This window comes from Aurantimonas litoralis (genome assembly GCF_026153195.1).
GTDB classification, from domain to species: domain Bacteria; phylum Pseudomonadota; class Alphaproteobacteria; order Rhizobiales; family Rhizobiaceae; genus Aurantimonas; species Aurantimonas coralicida.
In genome coordinates this window covers 672,799-689,279 of the sequence record NZ_JAPFBM010000001.1, presented here as the reverse complement: position 1 = coordinate 689,279, position 16,481 = coordinate 672,799, and the positions used below count along the sequence as shown (strand labels likewise).

The window sequence follows — 16,481 nt, the reverse complement described above, 5'->3', positions numbered from 1 at the left end:
ACCCCCTCAGTGGGTGCGCGCCTCGTCTTCGGCGAGGCGGAATTCCAGCACCATGTTGCGCTGGAAATACGAGCCGTTGTCGTCCGACATGAGCGTCAGCCGGGTCGCGCCGGTGTCGTCGGTCCAGGCGTCGATCGCTTCCATGTTGTCGATCTCCTGGCCGAGATCGAAGGACGCGATCACCGGGCCGTCGACGAGGGCGCCGGGCCGGATGCCGTTTGACGCGACCCGCCGGATCCGGATGCCCAGCCCGCCGACCCAGCCATTATAGCGCCGCTCCAGGAGCAGGAGGTCGCCGCCGGCGAGGAACGTGCCGTCCGAGACCTCCCAGTCGGTATCCTTGCGCACCGTGAAGAGGCCCGATCGCGGGCCGTCGAGAACGGCGGCGAAGAGGTTGCCCGCGCGGTCGATGGAATGCTCGCTCACCGTTACCAGTGCGCCGGCGAGCGGCCCGGAGGCCGGTGCGGCCGCCAGCATCTCCAGCCCCTTGTTGCTGCGCAATTCGCGCCGCGGGATCGGCAAGGCGAGCGGCGACGGCCGGCTTGCCGCCATGCTCGCAGCGGCGGTGAAGGCGGCGATGCGGTGATCGCTCTCGAAGGACACGACGACCCTGTCGCCGTCGATCGCCAGCCCTTCGGCGTCGGCATCGCCCTTGCGGCGATGGGGCTGGCCGTTGGGGGCGAGGATCGGGTCGAGCGTCGCCTCGGCGATGCCGACCGGACGGCCGTCGGCGTCACGCGCGATGCGCCCGCCCAGCCAGTAGCCGGTGTCGGAGACCGCGAGGAAGCGGCTGCCGCCGTCGCGGAACCGGAAGGCGGAGAGGCCCATCAGCAGGCTGTCATTGGACCAGAAGGAAAAGCCGCCGACGAAGTCGAGCGCGCCGAAGCGGATGCGGTCGGAATTCTTGTCGAACTGCGCGACGGGCCTGGCGGCGATGTCGAGGCCGCTGCCTGCGGCGACGGGGGCACTGGTGGCCAGGAGGAGGGCGCAGAGCGCCGTGGCACCGAAGCGCCGGCTGCGCCCGCCCATCAGCGTCCGGCGCCGCCTGCGCGGCGCCGCTGCCCGCGCCGGCCGCCGGCCTTCTCGTCCTCGAAGAGATCGGCGAGCTGCTCGGTCATGGCGCCGGCCAGTTCCTCGGCATCGACGATGGTCACGGCGCGCCGGTAGTAGCGGGTGACGTCGTGGCCGATGCCGATGGCCAGCAGCTCGACCGGCGAGCGGGTCTCGATCTGCTCGATGACCGCCCGCAGATGGCGTTCGAGATAGTTGCCGGGATTCACCGACAGCGTCGAATCGTCCACCGGCGCGCCGTCGGAGATCATCATCAGGATGCGGCGCTGCTCGGGCCGGGCGAGAAGCCGGTTGTGGGCCCAGATCAGCGCCTCGCCGTCGATGTTCTCCTTCAGCAGGCCCTCGCGCATCATCAGGCCGAGATTGCGCCGCGAGCGGCGCCAGGGCGAATCGGCGGATTTGTAGATGATGTGGCGCAGATCATTGAGGCGGCCGGGCTTCTGCGGCTTGCCGGCCTTCAGCCAGGCCTCGCGCGCCTGCCCGCCCTTCCAGGCGCGAGTGGTGAAGCCCAGCACCTCGACCTTGACCCCGCAGCGCTCCAGCGTGCGCGCCAGGATGTCGGCGCAGGTGGCGGCGACGGTGATCGGGCGACCGCGCATGGAGCCGGAATTGTCGATCACCAGCGTCACGATCGTGTCGCGAAAATCGGTGTCGCGCTCCATCTTGAAGGACAGCGGCTGCATCGGGTCAATGACCATCCGGCTGAGCCGGGCGGGATCGAGATAGCCTTCCTCCAGGTCGAAGTCCCAGGAGCGGTTCTGCTGCGCCATCAGGCGGCGCTGCAGGCGGTTGGCGAGCCGCCCGACGACGCCCTGCAGGGTCGAGAGCTGCTTGTCGAGAAAGGCGCGCAGCCGATCGAGCTCGGCCTCGTCGCACAGTTCCTCGGCGCCGATGGTCTCGTCGAAGGCCTGGGTGAAGACCTTGTAGTCGCTGTCGAGATTGAAGCCGTGCTGCGACTGGTTGGGGCGGCGCGACTCGCCCGGCGTCTCGGTGTCCTGGCTGTCCTCGTCGGAGGGATCGTCGGCGGTCGCCTCGGAGGATTCGGCCTCGGCCGCCTCCTGGTTCTCGCCTTCGCTCTCGTTCTCCTGGGCCTCGGCCTCGTCGGTGCCGCTCTCCTTCTCGGAGCCGCCCTCGTCGGAATCGCGGGTCTGGTTGTCGCCCTGCTCTTCCTCGCTGTCGGTGTCGTCGCTCTCGTCCTCGTCGCCGAGGCTCTCGGCCATCTCCAGCGAGACCAGCATGTCGCGCATCGCCCGGGCAAAGGCCTGCTGGTCGCCGACGGTCTCGCTGAGGCGGTCGAACTTCGCGCCGGCCTTCTCGTCGATGAAGTCGCGCCACACGTCGACCAGCGCCTCGGCGCTGGGCGGGATCGGGCGGCCGGTCAGCTTCTCGCGCACCATCAGCGCCACCGCGTCCTCGATCGGCGCCTCGGCGCGGTCGGTGACGTCGGCGAGGTTGGAGCGGAAATACTTGTCCTCGAGCATCGTCGCGAGATTGTCGCCGACGCCGCGCATGGCATTGGCGCCGATCGCCTCGCAGCGGGCCTGCTCGACCGCGTCGTAGACGGCGCGGGCGCTGCGGCCGTCCGGCGACAGGCTGGAATGCAGCCGCGAATCGTGGCGCGCCTTGCGCAGCGCCATGGCGTCCGACAGGCCGCGGGTGACGCCGAGATCGGTCTTCGAGACGCGCTTGGGCAGGTCGGGCAGGCGGGCGCGCTGGCCGCTGAGGCCCGGACGCTCGGAGGCGTAGGTGACCTCGAGCTCGGCATCGCCGGCGATCGCCCGCAGGCAGCCGGCGACGGCGCGCCGGAACGGCTCGCTATCGGCCGGCTTGCGGTCCGCGGGACGCGTATTGTCGCCGATCTTGGCCATGGCCGCCTAGTCCAGAACGAGGTTGGCGGCGCTCTCCGGCAGTTCCTCGCCAAAGGCGCGCTGGTAGAACTCGGCGACGAGCGGGCGCTCCAGATCGTCGCACTTGTTCAGGAAGGTGAGCCGGAAGGCAAAGCCCAGATCGCCGAAGATCTCGGCATTCTCGGCCCAGGTGATGACCGTGCGCGGGCTCATCACCGTCGACAGGTCGCCATTGACGAAGGCCGAGCGGGTGAGATCGGCGACGCGGACCATCTGGGAGACGGTCTCGCGGCCTTCCTTGGTGGCGTAGGTCTTGGCCTTGGACACGACGATCCCGACCTCGTGGTCGTGGGGCAGATAGTTCAGCGTCGTGACGATGGACCAGCGGTCCATCTGCGCCTGGTTGATCTGCTGGGTGCCGTGATAGAGGCCGGTCGTGTCGCCGAGGCCGACGGTGTTGGCCGTGGCGAACAGGCGGAAGGCCGGATGCGGGCGGATGACGCGGCTCTGGTCGAGGAGGGTCAGCCGGCCGGAGGATTCCAGCACGCGCTGGATGACGAACATCACGTCCGGGCGACCGGCGTCGTATTCGTCGAACACCAGCGCGACGTTGTTCTGGTAGGCCCAGGGCAGGATGCCGTCCTTGAACTCGGTGACCTGCATGCCGTCGCGCACGACGATGGCATCCTTGCCGACGAGATCGATGCGGCTGACATGGCTGTCGAGATTGACGCGCACGCAGGGCCAGTTGAGGCGGGCCGCGACCTGCTCGATATGGGTCGACTTGCCGGTGCCGTGATAGCCCGAGACCATGACGCGCCGGTTCTTGGCGAAGCCGGCGAGGATCGCCAGCGTCGTCGGCTTGTCGAACAGATAGTCCGGGTCGATCTCGGGAACGTGCGGGTCGGACGCGGAAAAGGCCGGGACCGTCAGGTCGCTGTCGAACCCGAAGGTGTCACGCACCGAGACCGTGGTATCGGGCAGGGGGGCCACGTGATGTTCCGCTGCACTCATACTACCTCCAACGGTCCGGCGGCTCTCCGGCGAGCCTCGGGGACCAAGTCATCACTGTCGGTTTGCAGGCGAGAGGGCGGGGCCTCGACGGGCTCCGCGATCATCGCCGCATGGCGTTTGCGCACGCTGGTTTTCGAGGTGGCCGGCGCGTTCCCCTCGCGCTTAGCAAAAACCTGACTGTTTCAAAAGTTTGTAGGCCTGGATCACTTCGCGCAGCTTGTCCTCGGTGCCGCGGTCGCCGCCATTGGCGTCGGGATGCAACTGCTTGACGAGTTGTTTGTAGCGCGTGCGGATCGCTTCGCCACTCGCCTCGTCGGTGAGGTCCAGCGTCTCGAACGCCTTGTGCTCCAGCGACCGGACCTTCGGGCGCCGCGGCTGCGGGCGCCCGCCGCCCTCCTCCGGGAACAGGTCGAACGGGTCGCGCATGCGGCTGTTCCAGCGCTTGGCCCGCGCGGCGCTGGCCGCCTTGGCGCCGTTGCCGGCGGCCGTGCCATTGTGTCCCATGGTCCATGTCGGCCGGTGGCCGGTCATGGAATCCTTGAGGTGCTGCTGGATGTCCTTGTCGTTCAGACCGGAGAAATAATTGTAGGACTTGTTGTACTGGCGCACGTGATCGACGCAGAAATGCAGGTACTGCCCTTCGTGATCACGGCCCATCGGCGCCTTGTAGGAGCCCGGCTCGTTACAGCCTTCCCACGCGCAGACTTCGGCCCGGCGTGGCTCCGCCTTGCCCTTGGTCTTGCGCTTCCCCTTGACGCGGATCGCATCGAAATATTCGGAGTCGAGTTTCATCGCGTCCAATAATGGTGCCCGGGACCGGTGCGGACAAGAATTGACATCCCGGAAAAAGCCCGAAAATGCAGAGGGTCCGCCTGCTTCGCGCAAGCTTCGCTTGGCGCGCTGCGGCGACCGCTACTACAGGAGAGTGACTGCCATGAACACCAGGGCCACAATCGAGACCAAGCTGGCCGAGGCGTTTGCGCCGGAGCATCTGGAGATCATCGACGAGAGCCATCTGCATGCCGGTCACCACCACGCCGACAGCGACCATCACGCCACGTTCGACGGATCGGGCGAGACCCATTTCCGGGTGCGACTCGTGAGCGCGGCCTTTGCCGGCCAGAGCCGGGTGGCGCGCCACCGGGCGATCAACCGGGTGCTGCAGGACGAGCTGGACGCCGGCGTCCATGCCCTTGCCATCGAGGTTTCTGCGCCTGGCGAGGCGCGTCGCCGCTGAGCGCGCGGTGGCAAAGCAGAGAGCGCGGCGCCTGACGGGAAACCCGGCGCCGGGCCCGCCCGCCTGATCCCGGCAGGCTGCGCCGCTCAGTCGCGGCGCGTCGCCTCGGGATCGGAGACCGTATCGGCGGCGTCGGACGAGGCGGGCATGTCGTCGGTGTTCGTCAGGTCGGCGTCGACCGGGCGCGGTCCGGGCGACCATTCGTCCCGATCCGCCGTTTCGGTCCCGACCTCGCCAGTCTCGAAATCCGTCGCGTCCGGCTCGATCGTCTCGATGCCGTAGTCGTAATCGTCGATCTCCGGCTCCAGCACGGGCGCGACCTCGCCGCTCGCCAGGGCATGATGGCCGCCCTTCTTGGGCGGAACCAGGATGGTGGCCGGCCGGATGCGCAGCTTGGCGATGCGGTTCTTCTCGCGCTTCAGGACGGTGAAGCGCTTGTGGAAGAAGGTGAAGGCCTGCCGCTCTTCCGGGATCGTCTGGGTCTCGTGGATGACCAGCCCGGCGATGGTCACCGCCTCCTCGTCCGGCAGGTTCCAGTCGAGTGCCCGGTTGAGGTCGCGGATCGGCACCTGGCCGTCGACGATGACCGAGCCGTCGGCCTCGATCTTGACGCCCTGCATGTCGACATCGTGCTCGTCGGCGATGTTGCCGACGATCTCCTCGAGAATGTCTTCGAGGGTGATCAGGCCTTCGACCTCGCCATATTCGTCGACGACGATGGCGAAATGGGTCTTGCGGCGCAGGAAGGCGTTGAGCTGGTCCTGCAGCGTCGTCGTCTCGGGCACGAACCAGGGCTGGGCACAGATCTTGAGGATGTCGACCTTGGCCGGGTCGTTGTCGACCTCGTGCAGCGCCCGCAGGATGTCCTTGGCATGCACCACGCCGACAATGTTGTCGTAATGGGTCCGCCAGACCGGCATGCGGGTATAGGGGCTTTCCAGGATCTGCCGCACCACCTCGATCGGGCCGTCATCGACATTGACCTGCCGCATGGCGGTGCGGTGGACCATGACGTCGGAGACCTCCAGCTCGTGCAGGTCGAGCAGGCCGCCGAGCCGGTTGCGGTCGGCATTGACCAGCGAGCCCTCGCGGTGAAGCACCTCGACGGCGCCGCGCAGTTCCTCGTGGGCGGTCAGGAGCGAGGCGCCGGATTCGAGACTCACCCCGAACAGCGCCAGGATGCGCCGCACGATCCAGTTGACCACCCGGGTCAGCGGTCCGAGCAGCGCCACCACCCAGCTCACCGGCCGCGACACGGCCAGCGAGAAGCCATCGGGCCGGGCGATCGCCGCGGATTTCGGCAGCACCTCGCCGAAGATCACCACGATGACGGTCATGCCGATCGTCGCGTAGACGACGCCGGCCTGGCCGAACAGGCCGAGAAACGCCGTGGTCGCCAGCGACGAGGCGAGGATGTTGACGAGGTTGTTGCCGATCAGAAGGGCGCCGATCAGCCGGTCCTTCTTCTCGATCAGCGTCTGCACCAGCGTGGCACGGGTGTCGCCGTTCTTCTCGTAGCTCATCAGCCGGGCGCGCGAGACCGCGGTCAGTGCCGTCTCCGAGCCCGAGAAGAAGGCCGATATGGAGACGAGGATCAGGACGATGCCCAGAAGGATCCAGAGGGTCACGCTCATCGGGTCAACTCTTCAGTCAGGAAGGCCTCGACGCCGGCCGGCTCGACGTCGCTGGCGATGAAGGCCTGGCCGATGCCGCGGGTGAGGATGAAGGTGAGGCTGCCGCGCCGGACCTTCTTGTCCTGGCCGATGCCGGCCATCAGCGTCGCCACGTCGAGCGGCGCGCCGGGGATCTGGGCGATACGCGTCGGCAGGCCGACGGCGGCAAAATGTGCTTCGCAGCGCTCGGCATCGGCAGGCGGGCAGAGGCCGAGCTTGGCCGAGAAGCGATGCGCCAGCACGGTGCCGATGGCGACGCCCTCGCCATGGACGAGGCGCTGCGCGTCGTAGCCGACAGCCGCTTCCAGCGCGTGGCCGAAGGTGTGGCCGAGATTGAGCAGCGCGCGACTGCCTTCCTCGCGCTCGTCGGCGGCGACGACGGCGGCCTTGGCGATGCAGCTCTGACGCACCGATTCGTCCCGCTCCGGCCCGCCGGTGAAGATCGCCGCGCGGTTGGCGTCGAGCCAGTCGAAGAAGTCCGGCCGGTCGATCAGCGCCATCTTGGCGATCTCCGCGTAGCCAGCGGCGAATTCGCGCGGGCTCAGCGTGTCGAGGAGGGCGGTGTCGGACAGGACGAGGGCCGGCTGGTGGAAGGCGCCGATCAGGTTCTTGCCGCGCGGCGAATTGATGCCCGTCTTGCCGCCGACGGAGGAATCCACCTGCGCCAGCAGCGTCGTCGGCATCTGCACGAAGCCCATGCCGCGGCGCACGATGGCGCTGGCGAAGCCGGCGAGGTCGCCGATCACGCCGCCGCCGAGCGCGATGACCACGTCGCCGCGCTCGAGGCGCGCGCCGATGATCTGGTCGACGACATCGGTGAGCTGCGCGAAGGACTTGGTCGTTTCGCCGGGCGGCACGACGATCTGCACATGGTCGATGCCGGCGGCCCTCAGCGCGATGGACAGGCGCTCGTAATGCAGGCCGGCGACCGTCGTGTCGGTGAGGACGGCGGCGCGCACGCCGGGCAGGCGCCGAGCGATCTCCTCGCCGGCGGCGTCGATCAGGCCGGGGCCGATGACGATGTCGTAGCCGCGGTCGCCGAGCTCGACCCTGACGTGGCTGCGGGGCGCCGCCGGCGCGTCGGCGCTGGCAGGGGCGGCGTGAACACTGCTCATCGGTGGGTCTCCGTGGCGAGGTGGCGGTCCAGCGCCTCGATGATTTCCTGGGCGATCACGTCCCGCTTCACGTTGCGCGTCGGGATGGTGATGTCGGCTTCGGCATAGATGGGATAGCGCTGCTCGATCAGGCCGCGCATCACCGCGCGCGGATCGTCCTGCTTGAGCAGCGGGCGGTTGGCCCGGCGCCGGACGCGATCCATCAGCGTGTCGAGATCGGCCTTCAGCCAGACGGTGATCGCCGACTGCTTGAGAAGGCTGCGGGTCTCCTCGTGCATGTAGGCGCCGCCGCCGGTGGCCACGACCTGCGGGCCTTCGCCGGTGAGGCGGCCGACGACGCGGGCCTCCAGTGCCCGGAACTCCGGCTCGCCATAGGCCTCGAACAGCTCAGGGATCGACATGCGCGAGACCAGCTCGATCTCGTGGTCGGTATCATGGAAGGGCAGGTCGAGAAGCGCCGCGACCCGGCGTCCGACCGTGGTCTTGCCGGCGCCCATCAGGCCGACGAGGGTGACGGAACGCGTGCCCAGGCGGTCCTGGATGGTGTCGGTTCCGCCCGATGGCAATTCGCTTCTCATTGCGCCTTTCGCAGCCGTCCCACCCTTGCCGTATGCAAACATGAGGAAATCTTAAAGTTCGCCGTTTACCCCGTCAGGGGCTGCCCGTCTCGCTTGCGTTGCGTCCCGTTCGCGTTAGAAGCGGGCGATTGCAAGGGACGCCCACACCAAGGTGAGTTCGCCAGACCGCGATGCCGACACTCGTCCGCCTCCTGACGACGCTCCTGATCCTTGCGGCCATCATCTACGGCATCATGGCGGCGCTCGTCTACTTCGTCGATCCGACCCGCCGGGAAACCACCGTCGAGATTCCGATGCCATCCGCCGAGCCCGCCGGCACGGGCGGCGGCGCGCGGCCATGAGCCCGGCGCCGGCCCCCGGCGCGCCCGCCGCCACGGGGCTTTCGGCCCGCGAGGGCGCCGACATCGAGACCTTCCTGGAGATGATGGCGGTCGAGCGGGGCGCGGCCGACAACACCGTTTCCGCCTATCGCCGCGATCTGGAGGACGCCAGCGGCTTCATGGCCGGGCAGGGCGGCTCGCTGATGACCGCCACCACCGAGGACATCCGCGCCTATGTCGGCCGGCTCGCCGCCCGCGGCTTTGCCGAGACCAGCCGCTCGCGCCGGCTCTCGGCGCTGCGCCAGTACTACCGCTTCCTCTATGTGGAGGGCCGGCGCGGTGACGATCCGACCGGTCCGATCGAGGGGGCCCGCCGCAAGCGGCCGCTGCCCAAGGTGATGAGCGAGGACGAGGTCGACCGGCTGCTCGACCGGGCCGCCGCCGAGGCGGTCGATCCCGAACAGTCGCCGGCCCGGCTGGTGCGGGCCGCGCGCATGCATGCGCTGGTCGAACTGCTCTACGCCACCGGCATGCGCGTCTCCGAACTGGTCAGCCTGCCGCGGGCCGTGCTGCGCGGCCGCCAGCGCATGATCGTCGTGCGCGGCAAGGGCGACAAGGAGCGCATGGTGCCGATCGGCGAGGCGGCGCGCGATGCGCTGACCCGCTTCGCCGAGGCGATGAAGCTCGCCGGCGTCGGCGAGGAGGGGCGCTGGCTGTTCCCGGCGCTGTCGGAGACCGGCCACCTGACCCGCCAGGCCTTCGCCCGCGACCTGAAGGCGCTGGCCGCCCGCGTCGGCATTCCGGCCGAACGGATCTCGCCGCATGTGCTGCGCCACGCCTTCGCCAGCCATCTCCTGCAGAACGGCGCCGATCTGCGGGCGGTGCAGGAACTGCTCGGCCATGCCGACATCTCGACCACCCAGATCTACACCCATGTCCTGGAAGAGCGGCTGATCCGGCTGGTCACCGACCATCATCCCCTGTCGGACGAGAGCCGGCATTGATGCGCCGCACGGTTTTCTTGACAAGGGTGCGGCGCATGGCCAGTTTCCGCCGCAACACAGACGTTGCGCCGCGGGCGGGGCGCATGCGGGCCAGACCCACGTGCGCCGCGCGCCCTGCGGTCAGTCGGCCGTCGCGTCCGGTCGCCAAAATCTCGAAGGACGGCTCGACGCCGCGCACCCATGCATAATTATCTCGATTTCGAAAAACCCGTCGCCGATCTCGAAGGCCAGATCCTGGAACTCAAGAAGATCGAGGGCAAGGATGCCGTCGACGTCACCGACGAGATCCAGCGGCTGGAGAAGCGCTCCCGCGAGGCGCTGGCCGATCTCTATCGCAAGCTGACGCCGTGGCAGAAGACCCAGGTCGCGCGCCATCCCGACCGGCCGCACTGCCTCGACTACATCGCCGCCCTGATCACCGACTTCGTGCCGCTGGCCGGCGACCGCTTCTATGCCGAAGACCACGCCATCATCAGCGGCTTCGGCCGCTTCGACGGCCAGTCCGTCGCGGTCATCGGCCAGGAGAAGGGCTCCGACACCCAGACCCGCCTGAAGCACAATTTCGGCATGGCCCGGCCCGAGGGCTACCGCAAGGCGGTGCGGGTGATGGAACTCGCCGAGCGCTTCCAGATCCCGGTGCTGACCTTCGTCGACACCGCCGGCGCCTATCCGGGCATCGGCGCCGAGGAGCGCGGCCAGGCCGAGGCGATCGCCCGCTCCACCGAGGCCTGCCTCAATCTGCGCGTGCCGATGGTCTCGCTGGTCATCGGCGAGGGCGGTTCGGGCGGCGCCATCGCCATCGCCACCGCCAACAAGGTGCTGATGCTCGAGCACGCCATCTATTCGGTGATCTCGCCGGAGGCCGGCGCCTCGATCCTGTGGCGGGACGCGACCCGCGCCCGTGACGTCGCGCAGGCGATGAAGATCACGGCGCAGGATCTCGCCGGCTTCGGCATCATCGACGGCATCGTCGAGGAGCCGCTGGGCGGCATCCACCGGGCGCCCGCCGAGGGCATCGCGGCCGCTGCCGAGCGCGTGCGCGCCGCCTTCGCCGAACTGGCCGAGCTCGACGGCGACGGCCTGCGCCGCCAGCGTCGCGAAAAGTTCCTCGCCATCGGGCGGAATCTCTAAGCCCTGTTGCCGGGCGGCAACGCCCTCCCGTTCCCTTGGGCTTCAAGCTCTGCAAGGATACTCCCGGACGACGTAAGGTGAGGGACGCGATCAACGCAGCCTGTCGTCGTCCGGCCCGTCGCCGGCAATCGATCTAATTTTGAACATTAACGATTGCTTAACGACGGTTGCGGCAGAACGGGGAAAGGCATGCGACGGGATATCCGACTGGGATATGGCCGCCGCGATGGTCCGGGCGCTTCGCAGGCGCCGGTCCGAGTGGGGACGGCCGAAGTGCCGTCAATGCGATGGGGATGAGGGGATGTTGTTTCGACGCCTCGTGACGGCCGCCGCGCTTGCGACAGCCATGTTCGCAGTTTCCGCCTGCCAGTACGAAGATCTGCTGCCCGCCGAAGCGCCGCTGCCGGCCGCTCTCGTGCAGGCGATCAAGTCCAACGGAATGGGCGTCAAGTCGCCGATCCTCGTCCGCCTCTACAAGGAAGAGTCGGACCTCGAGGTCTGGAAGCAGAAGACCGACGGCACCTACGCGCTTCTGAAAACCTACGAGATCTGCGCCTGGTCCGGAAAACTCGGCCCGAAGAAGAAGGAAGGCGACCGTCAGGCGCCGGAGGGCTTCTACACCGTGACCCCGGCCCAGCTGAACCCGAATTCCAATTACCATCTCGCCCTCAACATGGGCTATCCGAACACCTATGACCGGGCCAATGGCCGGACCGGCTCGCATCTGATGATCCACGGCTCGTGCAACTCGTCCGGCTGCTACGCCATGGACGACGAGCAGGTGCAGGAGATCTATTCGCTCGCTCGCCATTCCTTCGAGGGCGGCCAGCGCGCCTTCCAGATCCAGGCCTATCCCTTCCGCATGACGCCGAAGAACATGGCGCGGCACCGCAATTCCGAGCATTACGACTTCTGGAAGATGCTGAAGAAGGGCTCGGACTATTTCGAGATGACCCGCCAGCAGCCCAATGTCGGTGTCTGCGATCGCCGCTACGTCTTCGACCAGAGCGCCGAGACGGTCGCCGGCCTGTCGGCCACGGGCGCCTGCCCGGACTTCTCCCTGCCGGCGCAGGTCGTCGCCAAGGTGGAAGCCGACCATGCCGAGGAAGAGAAGATCGCTTCGAGCTTCTCGCCGAGCGACTTCGCCGAGACCTCGACCTTCAGCTATCGCACCGGCCAGCCGATCACGCCCGAGGCCTATGCCCAGGAGCAGCATCGCCGCGAGGGCTATGACCGCGAAGGCAACCGCGTCGGCGGTGGCGGCGGCTCGATCTTCTCGAGCTTCCTGAAATAGCGCAGCCGGACGGCGGCGGGGCGATCAGAGCCCTGCCGAACCATCCGGTTTAGGAAAAGCCCGCGGCATCCGTCGCGGGCTTTTTCGTGTCCGGGTGGGAGCCGCAGGGCCATTCGGAGGCGCGGCCACGGTCGGTGAGAGCGGGCTGCCTGGTGGGGTCTGTACCGCGACCCTCACGGCGACGCGCGCCCCGGCGCAAGACACACAAGGCACGAAAAAGGCCGCCGGACCTTTTGGGATCCGGCGGCCTCGATGTTGTCGCTGCGGTCTGCCTCAGACGAAGGCGCCGTGGCAGTGCTTGAACTTCTTGCCGGACCCGCAGGGGCAGGGCTCGTTGCGGCCGACCTGACCCCAGCTGTCCGGGTTCTCCGGATCGCGTCGCAGGCCGTCGGCGGCGGCCGGGGTGAAGTTGGCCGTCAACCGCGCGGCGCCGTCGCCCATCTCGTCCACGCCGGTCGTGGCGTCGACATGATGCGCCTCCATCGGTGGAACCTGCGGCGCCGGCTGGCGCTGCTCCGGCTGGACGATCTCGACCCGGGTGAGCTGCGAGGTGGTGCGCTCGCGCAGATTGCCCAGCATCGCCTCGAACAGCTCGAAGGATTCCGACTTGTACTCGTTCAGCGGATCGCGCTGGGCGTAGCCGCGGAAGCCGACGACCGAACGCAGATGGTCGAGATTGACCAGATGCTCGCGCCACAGGGCGTCCAGCGTCTGCAGGACGATGTTGCGCTGGACATAGGTCATCACCTGCGGGCCGAAGCGCTCGGCCTTCTCGGCGGCGGCGCGGTCGGCATGCTCGCGGATGCGCTCGCGGATGTCGTCCTCGGCGATGCCTTCCTCGTTCGCCCATTCCGTAATCGGCAGGTCGAGATTGAGGTATTCCAGCGTCTCCGCCTTCAGCGCCTCGGTCTCCCACTGCTCGGGATAGGCCTTTTCCGGAATGTGCCGCGAGACGATGCCCTCGATCGTGGCGTGGCGCATGTCCGCCACGGCCTCGTCGAGCTCCTCGGAATCCATCAGCTCGATGCGCTGCTCGAAGATGACGCGACGCTGGTCGTTCATCACGTCGTCGTACTTCAACAGGTTCTTGCGGATGTCGAAATTGCGGGCCTCGACCTTCTTCTGGGCCTTCTCCAGCGCCTTGTTGATCCACGGATGGACGATGGCCTCGTCCTCCTTGAGACCCAGCTTGGTCAGCATCGAATCCATGCGGTCGGACCCGAAGATGCGCATCAGGTCGTCCTGCAAGGAGAGATAGAACTTGGAGCGGCCCGGATCGCCCTGGCGGCCGGAGCGGCCACGCAGCTGGTTGTCGATGCGCCGGCTTTCATGGCGCTCGGTGGCCAGCACGTAGAGGCCGCCGGCCTCGATGGCGATTTCCTTCAGCCGCTTGATGTCGGCCTTGATGGCCTCTTCCTTGGCGGTGCGCTCCGGTCCCTCGGCCATGTCGGCGAGTTCGCTGTCGATGCGCATCTCGGCATTGCCGCCGAGCTGGATGTCGGTGCCGCGGCCGGCCATGTTGGTGGCGATCGTCACCGCGCCCGGCACGCCGGCTTGGCTGACGATATAGGCCTCCTGCTCGTGGTAGCGGGCGTTGAGGACCTGGAAGTCCTTCAGCCCGTCCTGACGCAGGCGCTCGGCCAGAAGCTCGGACTTCTCGATCGAGGTCGTGCCGACGAGGATCGGCTGGCCGCGTTTGGCGCAGTCCTGGATCTCGCGGCTGATCGCCCGGAACTTCTCCTCGACCGTGCGATAGACCTCGTCGTCCTCGTCGATGCGCTGGATCGGCAGGTTGGTCGGGATCTCGATGACGTCCAGGCCGTAGATGTCGCCGAACTCGGCCGCTTCCGTCTGGGCCGTACCGGTCATGCCGGCCAGCTTGTCGTACATGCGGAAATAGTTCTGGAAGGTGATCGAGGCCAGCGTCTGGTTCTCGGGCTGGACGGTGACGCCTTCCTTGGCTTCCAGCGCCTGGTGCAGGCCTTCCGAGAAGCGGCGGCCCGGCATCATGCGGCCGGTGAACTCGTCGATGATGACCACTTCGTCATTGCGCACGATGTAGTCCTTGTCGCGCTGGAACAGCGCGTGGGCCTTCAATGCGTTGTTGACGTGGTGGACGATGGCGACGTTCTCGATGTCGTAGAGCGAATCGCCGACGAGATGGCCGGCGGCCTCCAGGAGCCGCTCCAGCTTCTCGGTGCCGTCCTCGGTGAAGGTCACCGTGCGCTGCTTCTCGTCGATGTCGTAGTCGCTCTTGTCGAGCTGCGGGATGAACCCGTCGATCGTCATGTAGAGCTCGGACCGGTCGTCGAGCGGACCGGAGATGATCAGCGGCGTGCGCGCCTCGTCGATGAGGATCGAATCGACCTCGTCGACGATGGCGTAGCGATGGCCGCGCTGGACCATCTGGCTGCGCTCGTACTTCATGTTGTCGCGCAGATAGTCGAAGCCGAGCTCGTTGTTCGTCGCGTAGGTGACGTCGCAGGCATAGGCCGCGCGGCGCTCCTCGTCGGACATGCCGTGGACGATGATGCCGACGGTCAGGCCGAGGAAGCGGTAGAGACGTCCCATCCATTCCGCGTCGCGCCGGGCGAGGTAGTCGTTGACGGTGACGACGTGGACGCCCTTGCCCTCGAGCGCGTTCAGATAGACGGCGAGGGTGGCGACAAGGGTCTTGCCTTCGCCGGTCTTCATCTCGGCGATGGCGCCCGAATTGAGCACCATGCCGCCGATCATCTGGACGTCGAAATGGCGCATGCCGAGGGCACGCTTGGCGCCCTCGCGCACCACGGCGAAGGCCTCGATCAACAGATCGTCGACGGTCTTGCCGGCGGCGATCTCGCTGCGGAACGTCTCGGTTTGTGCCCGCAGCTCGTCGTCGGTGAGGGCGGCGATGTCGGCTTCGCGTGCCGCGACCGCCTTGACCCGGGCGTCGTAGCGTCGAACGACCCGGTCGTTCGCCGAACCCAACAACTTACGGGCGAGCCCGCCAATACTGACCATAACCGGTCCTTCCAAAAGATATCGCACCGTCGATGCCGTGGCCGGCTTGCAGGCCGATGCCACCGATCCTACCAACTTGCAGAATTTCGGGAGGCTTCAAACTTTGCGGAAGTCGGCTGGACTTTCGGTTGGCGCGAGAGATAAGAGGGGGCCAAACCGATGTCAACGGCGCGCCCGGGAGGCGACCGCGCCGTCGAGGCGGGACGAACAGAAGCGGCTGCATCTCTTGCCGCAGGCACCTTCGGCCCTCTCTCCCGTTCCCTCGGACTGCCCATCCAACGCTATCGCAAGGACGTTCTTTGCCATGAATACCGCTTTTCGTTCGACCCTTCTGGCCGGCGCACTGGTCTTCGCCGCTTTCGGCACCGCTGCCCATGCCGCCGACGAGGACGTCGTCGCCCGGGTCGGATCGGAAGAGATCACCGAGCGCGACCTGAAGGCGGCCGCGGCCGAGGTCGGCGAGCAGTTCGCCCGCCTGCCGGCCGACCAGCGCAAGCTCGCCGTCCTGTCGGCGCTGATCGACATCAAGGTGCTGGCGCGCCAGGCCGAGGCCGAGACGCTGCAGGACGACCCCGAGGTCGCCGCGCAGATCGACTTCCTGCGCGAGCGCACGCTGCACAACGCCTATTTCGCCCGCAACGGCGTCGCCAACATCACCGAGGAGGAGCTGAAGGCCCGCTTCGACAAGGAAGTCGCGGCGATGCCGGCGACCGAAGAGGTCCATGCCCGCCACATCCTCCTGAAGACCGAGGAAGAGGCCAAGGCGGTGATCGGCAAGCTCGACGGCGGTGCCGACTTCGTCGAGCTCGCCAAGGAAAGCTCCACCGGTCCCTCGGGCCCCGAGGGCGGTGACCTGGGCTTCTTCAGCGCTGGCCAGATGGTGCCGGAATTCGAGAAGGTGGCCTTCACCATGGAGCCGGGCACCTACACCAAGGAGCCGGTCCAGACCCAGTTCGGCTGGCACGTCATCAAGGTCGAGGAGAAGCGCGAGGCGCCGAAGCCCGAATTCGACGCGGTGAAGGACCAGGTCCGCCAGGTCGTGCTGCGCGAGAAATATATGGGCCTCGTCCAGAAGGCCCGTGACGAGCTGCCGGTCGAATATGTCGACCCGGCGATGAAGAGCCAGGTCGAGGCGCTGGAGAAGTCGATGGATCCCGCGGCCGCTCCGGCCGCGCCCGCCGAGCAGTAAGCGGT

Annotated in this window: 13 protein-coding genes and 1 pseudogene; 6 read left to right on the top strand and 8 right to left on the bottom strand. The window is 67.6% G+C overall.

Annotated elements, in window-relative coordinates; all coding sequences use genetic code 11:
* Positions 1 to 6: 6 nt before the first annotated feature.
* From N7I30_RS03295 to N7I30_RS03280, 4 genes are all read right to left on the bottom strand, one after another.
* Positions 7 to 1,029 carry an esterase-like activity of phytase family protein gene (locus tag N7I30_RS03295; protein ID WP_498636669.1) on the bottom strand — a complete coding sequence of 341 codons (1,023 nt, stop codon included), beginning with the start codon at positions 1,027 to 1,029 and terminating at the stop codon, positions 7 to 9.
* Positions 1,029 to 2,939, bottom strand: a complete 1,911-nt coding sequence (gene cobT, locus N7I30_RS03290; RefSeq protein WP_188075917.1) for a cobaltochelatase subunit CobT — start codon at positions 2,937 to 2,939, stop codon at positions 1,029 to 1,031. Before cobT ends, N7I30_RS03295 begins: the two co-directional genes overlap by 1 nt.
* Positions 2,940 to 2,945: 6 nt before the next feature.
* Positions 2,946 to 3,932, bottom strand: a complete 987-nt coding sequence (cobS, locus tag N7I30_RS03285; protein WP_024349880.1) for a cobaltochelatase subunit CobS — start codon at positions 3,930 to 3,932, stop codon at positions 2,946 to 2,948.
* 162 nt (positions 3,933 to 4,094) lie between these two features.
* Positions 4,095 to 4,724, bottom strand: coding sequence for a J domain-containing protein (locus N7I30_RS03280; RefSeq protein ID WP_009210722.1), 630 nt, complete (start codon positions 4,722 to 4,724; stop codon positions 4,095 to 4,097).
* Between the two features lie 142 nt (positions 4,725 to 4,866).
* Between N7I30_RS03280 and N7I30_RS03275 the strand changes: the two genes are divergently transcribed.
* Complete coding sequence (locus tag N7I30_RS03275) at positions 4,867 to 5,169, top strand: BolA family protein (protein ID WP_024349881.1); 303 nt, start codon at positions 4,867 to 4,869, stop codon at positions 5,167 to 5,169.
* A 377-nt stretch (positions 5,170 to 5,546) separates the two neighbouring features.
* Here N7I30_RS03275 and N7I30_RS03270 read toward each other — a convergent pair.
* The 3 genes and pseudogenes from N7I30_RS03270 to N7I30_RS03260 form a co-directional block, all read right to left on the bottom strand.
* Positions 5,547 to 6,803: pseudogene (locus N7I30_RS03270) on the bottom strand (HlyC/CorC family transporter); the annotation flags it as partial.
* Positions 6,800 to 7,957, bottom strand: coding sequence for a 3-dehydroquinate synthase (gene aroB, locus N7I30_RS03265; protein ID WP_498636665.1), 1,158 nt, complete (start codon positions 7,955 to 7,957; stop codon positions 6,800 to 6,802). The gene aroB and the pseudogene N7I30_RS03270, both read right to left, overlap by 4 nt.
* Entirely contained in the window at positions 7,954 to 8,535 is a 582-nt protein-coding gene (locus N7I30_RS03260; protein ID WP_498636663.1) for a shikimate kinase, read from the bottom strand. The genes aroB and N7I30_RS03260 overlap by 4 nt, the downstream gene beginning before the upstream one ends.
* 170 nt (positions 8,536 to 8,705) lie before the next feature.
* On the opposite strand from N7I30_RS03260, the gene N7I30_RS03255 reads away from it, so the two are divergent.
* From N7I30_RS03255 to N7I30_RS03240, 4 genes are all read left to right on the top strand, one after another.
* The gene (locus tag N7I30_RS03255; protein WP_228240065.1) at positions 8,706 to 8,876 is read left to right on the top strand and encodes a hypothetical protein; all 171 of its coding nucleotides are present in this window, start codon (positions 8,706 to 8,708) and stop codon (positions 8,874 to 8,876) included.
* Positions 8,873 to 9,859, top strand: a complete 987-nt coding sequence (locus N7I30_RS03250) for a site-specific tyrosine recombinase XerD (protein WP_498636660.1) — start codon at positions 8,873 to 8,875, stop codon at positions 9,857 to 9,859. Before N7I30_RS03255 ends, N7I30_RS03250 begins: the two co-directional genes overlap by 4 nt.
* A gap of 180 nt (positions 9,860 to 10,039) precedes the next feature.
* Positions 10,040 to 10,990: an acetyl-CoA carboxylase carboxyltransferase subunit alpha gene (locus tag N7I30_RS03245; RefSeq protein WP_024349886.1), complete on the top strand. Its 951-nt coding sequence runs from the start codon at positions 10,040 to 10,042 to the stop codon at positions 10,988 to 10,990.
* Between the two features lie 346 nt (positions 10,991 to 11,336).
* Positions 11,337 to 12,284 carry a L,D-transpeptidase family protein gene (locus N7I30_RS03240; RefSeq protein ID WP_491372512.1) on the top strand — a complete coding sequence of 316 codons (948 nt, stop codon included), beginning with the start codon at positions 11,337 to 11,339 and terminating at the stop codon, positions 12,282 to 12,284.
* 273 nt (positions 12,285 to 12,557) lie between these two features.
* Here the strand turns inward: N7I30_RS03240 and secA are convergent, their stop codons facing one another.
* Complete coding sequence (secA, locus tag N7I30_RS03235) at positions 12,558 to 15,287, bottom strand: preprotein translocase subunit SecA (RefSeq protein ID WP_498636657.1); 2,730 nt, start codon at positions 15,285 to 15,287, stop codon at positions 12,558 to 12,560.
* Between the two features lie 304 nt (positions 15,288 to 15,591).
* Here secA and N7I30_RS03230 point away from each other — a divergent pair, with 304 nt between their 5' ends.
* Positions 15,592 to 16,476 (top strand): peptidylprolyl isomerase, encoded by an 885-nt coding sequence (locus N7I30_RS03230; RefSeq protein ID WP_244495381.1) that lies wholly within the window; start codon positions 15,592 to 15,594, stop codon positions 16,474 to 16,476.
* Positions 16,477 to 16,481: the final 5 nt, after the last annotated feature.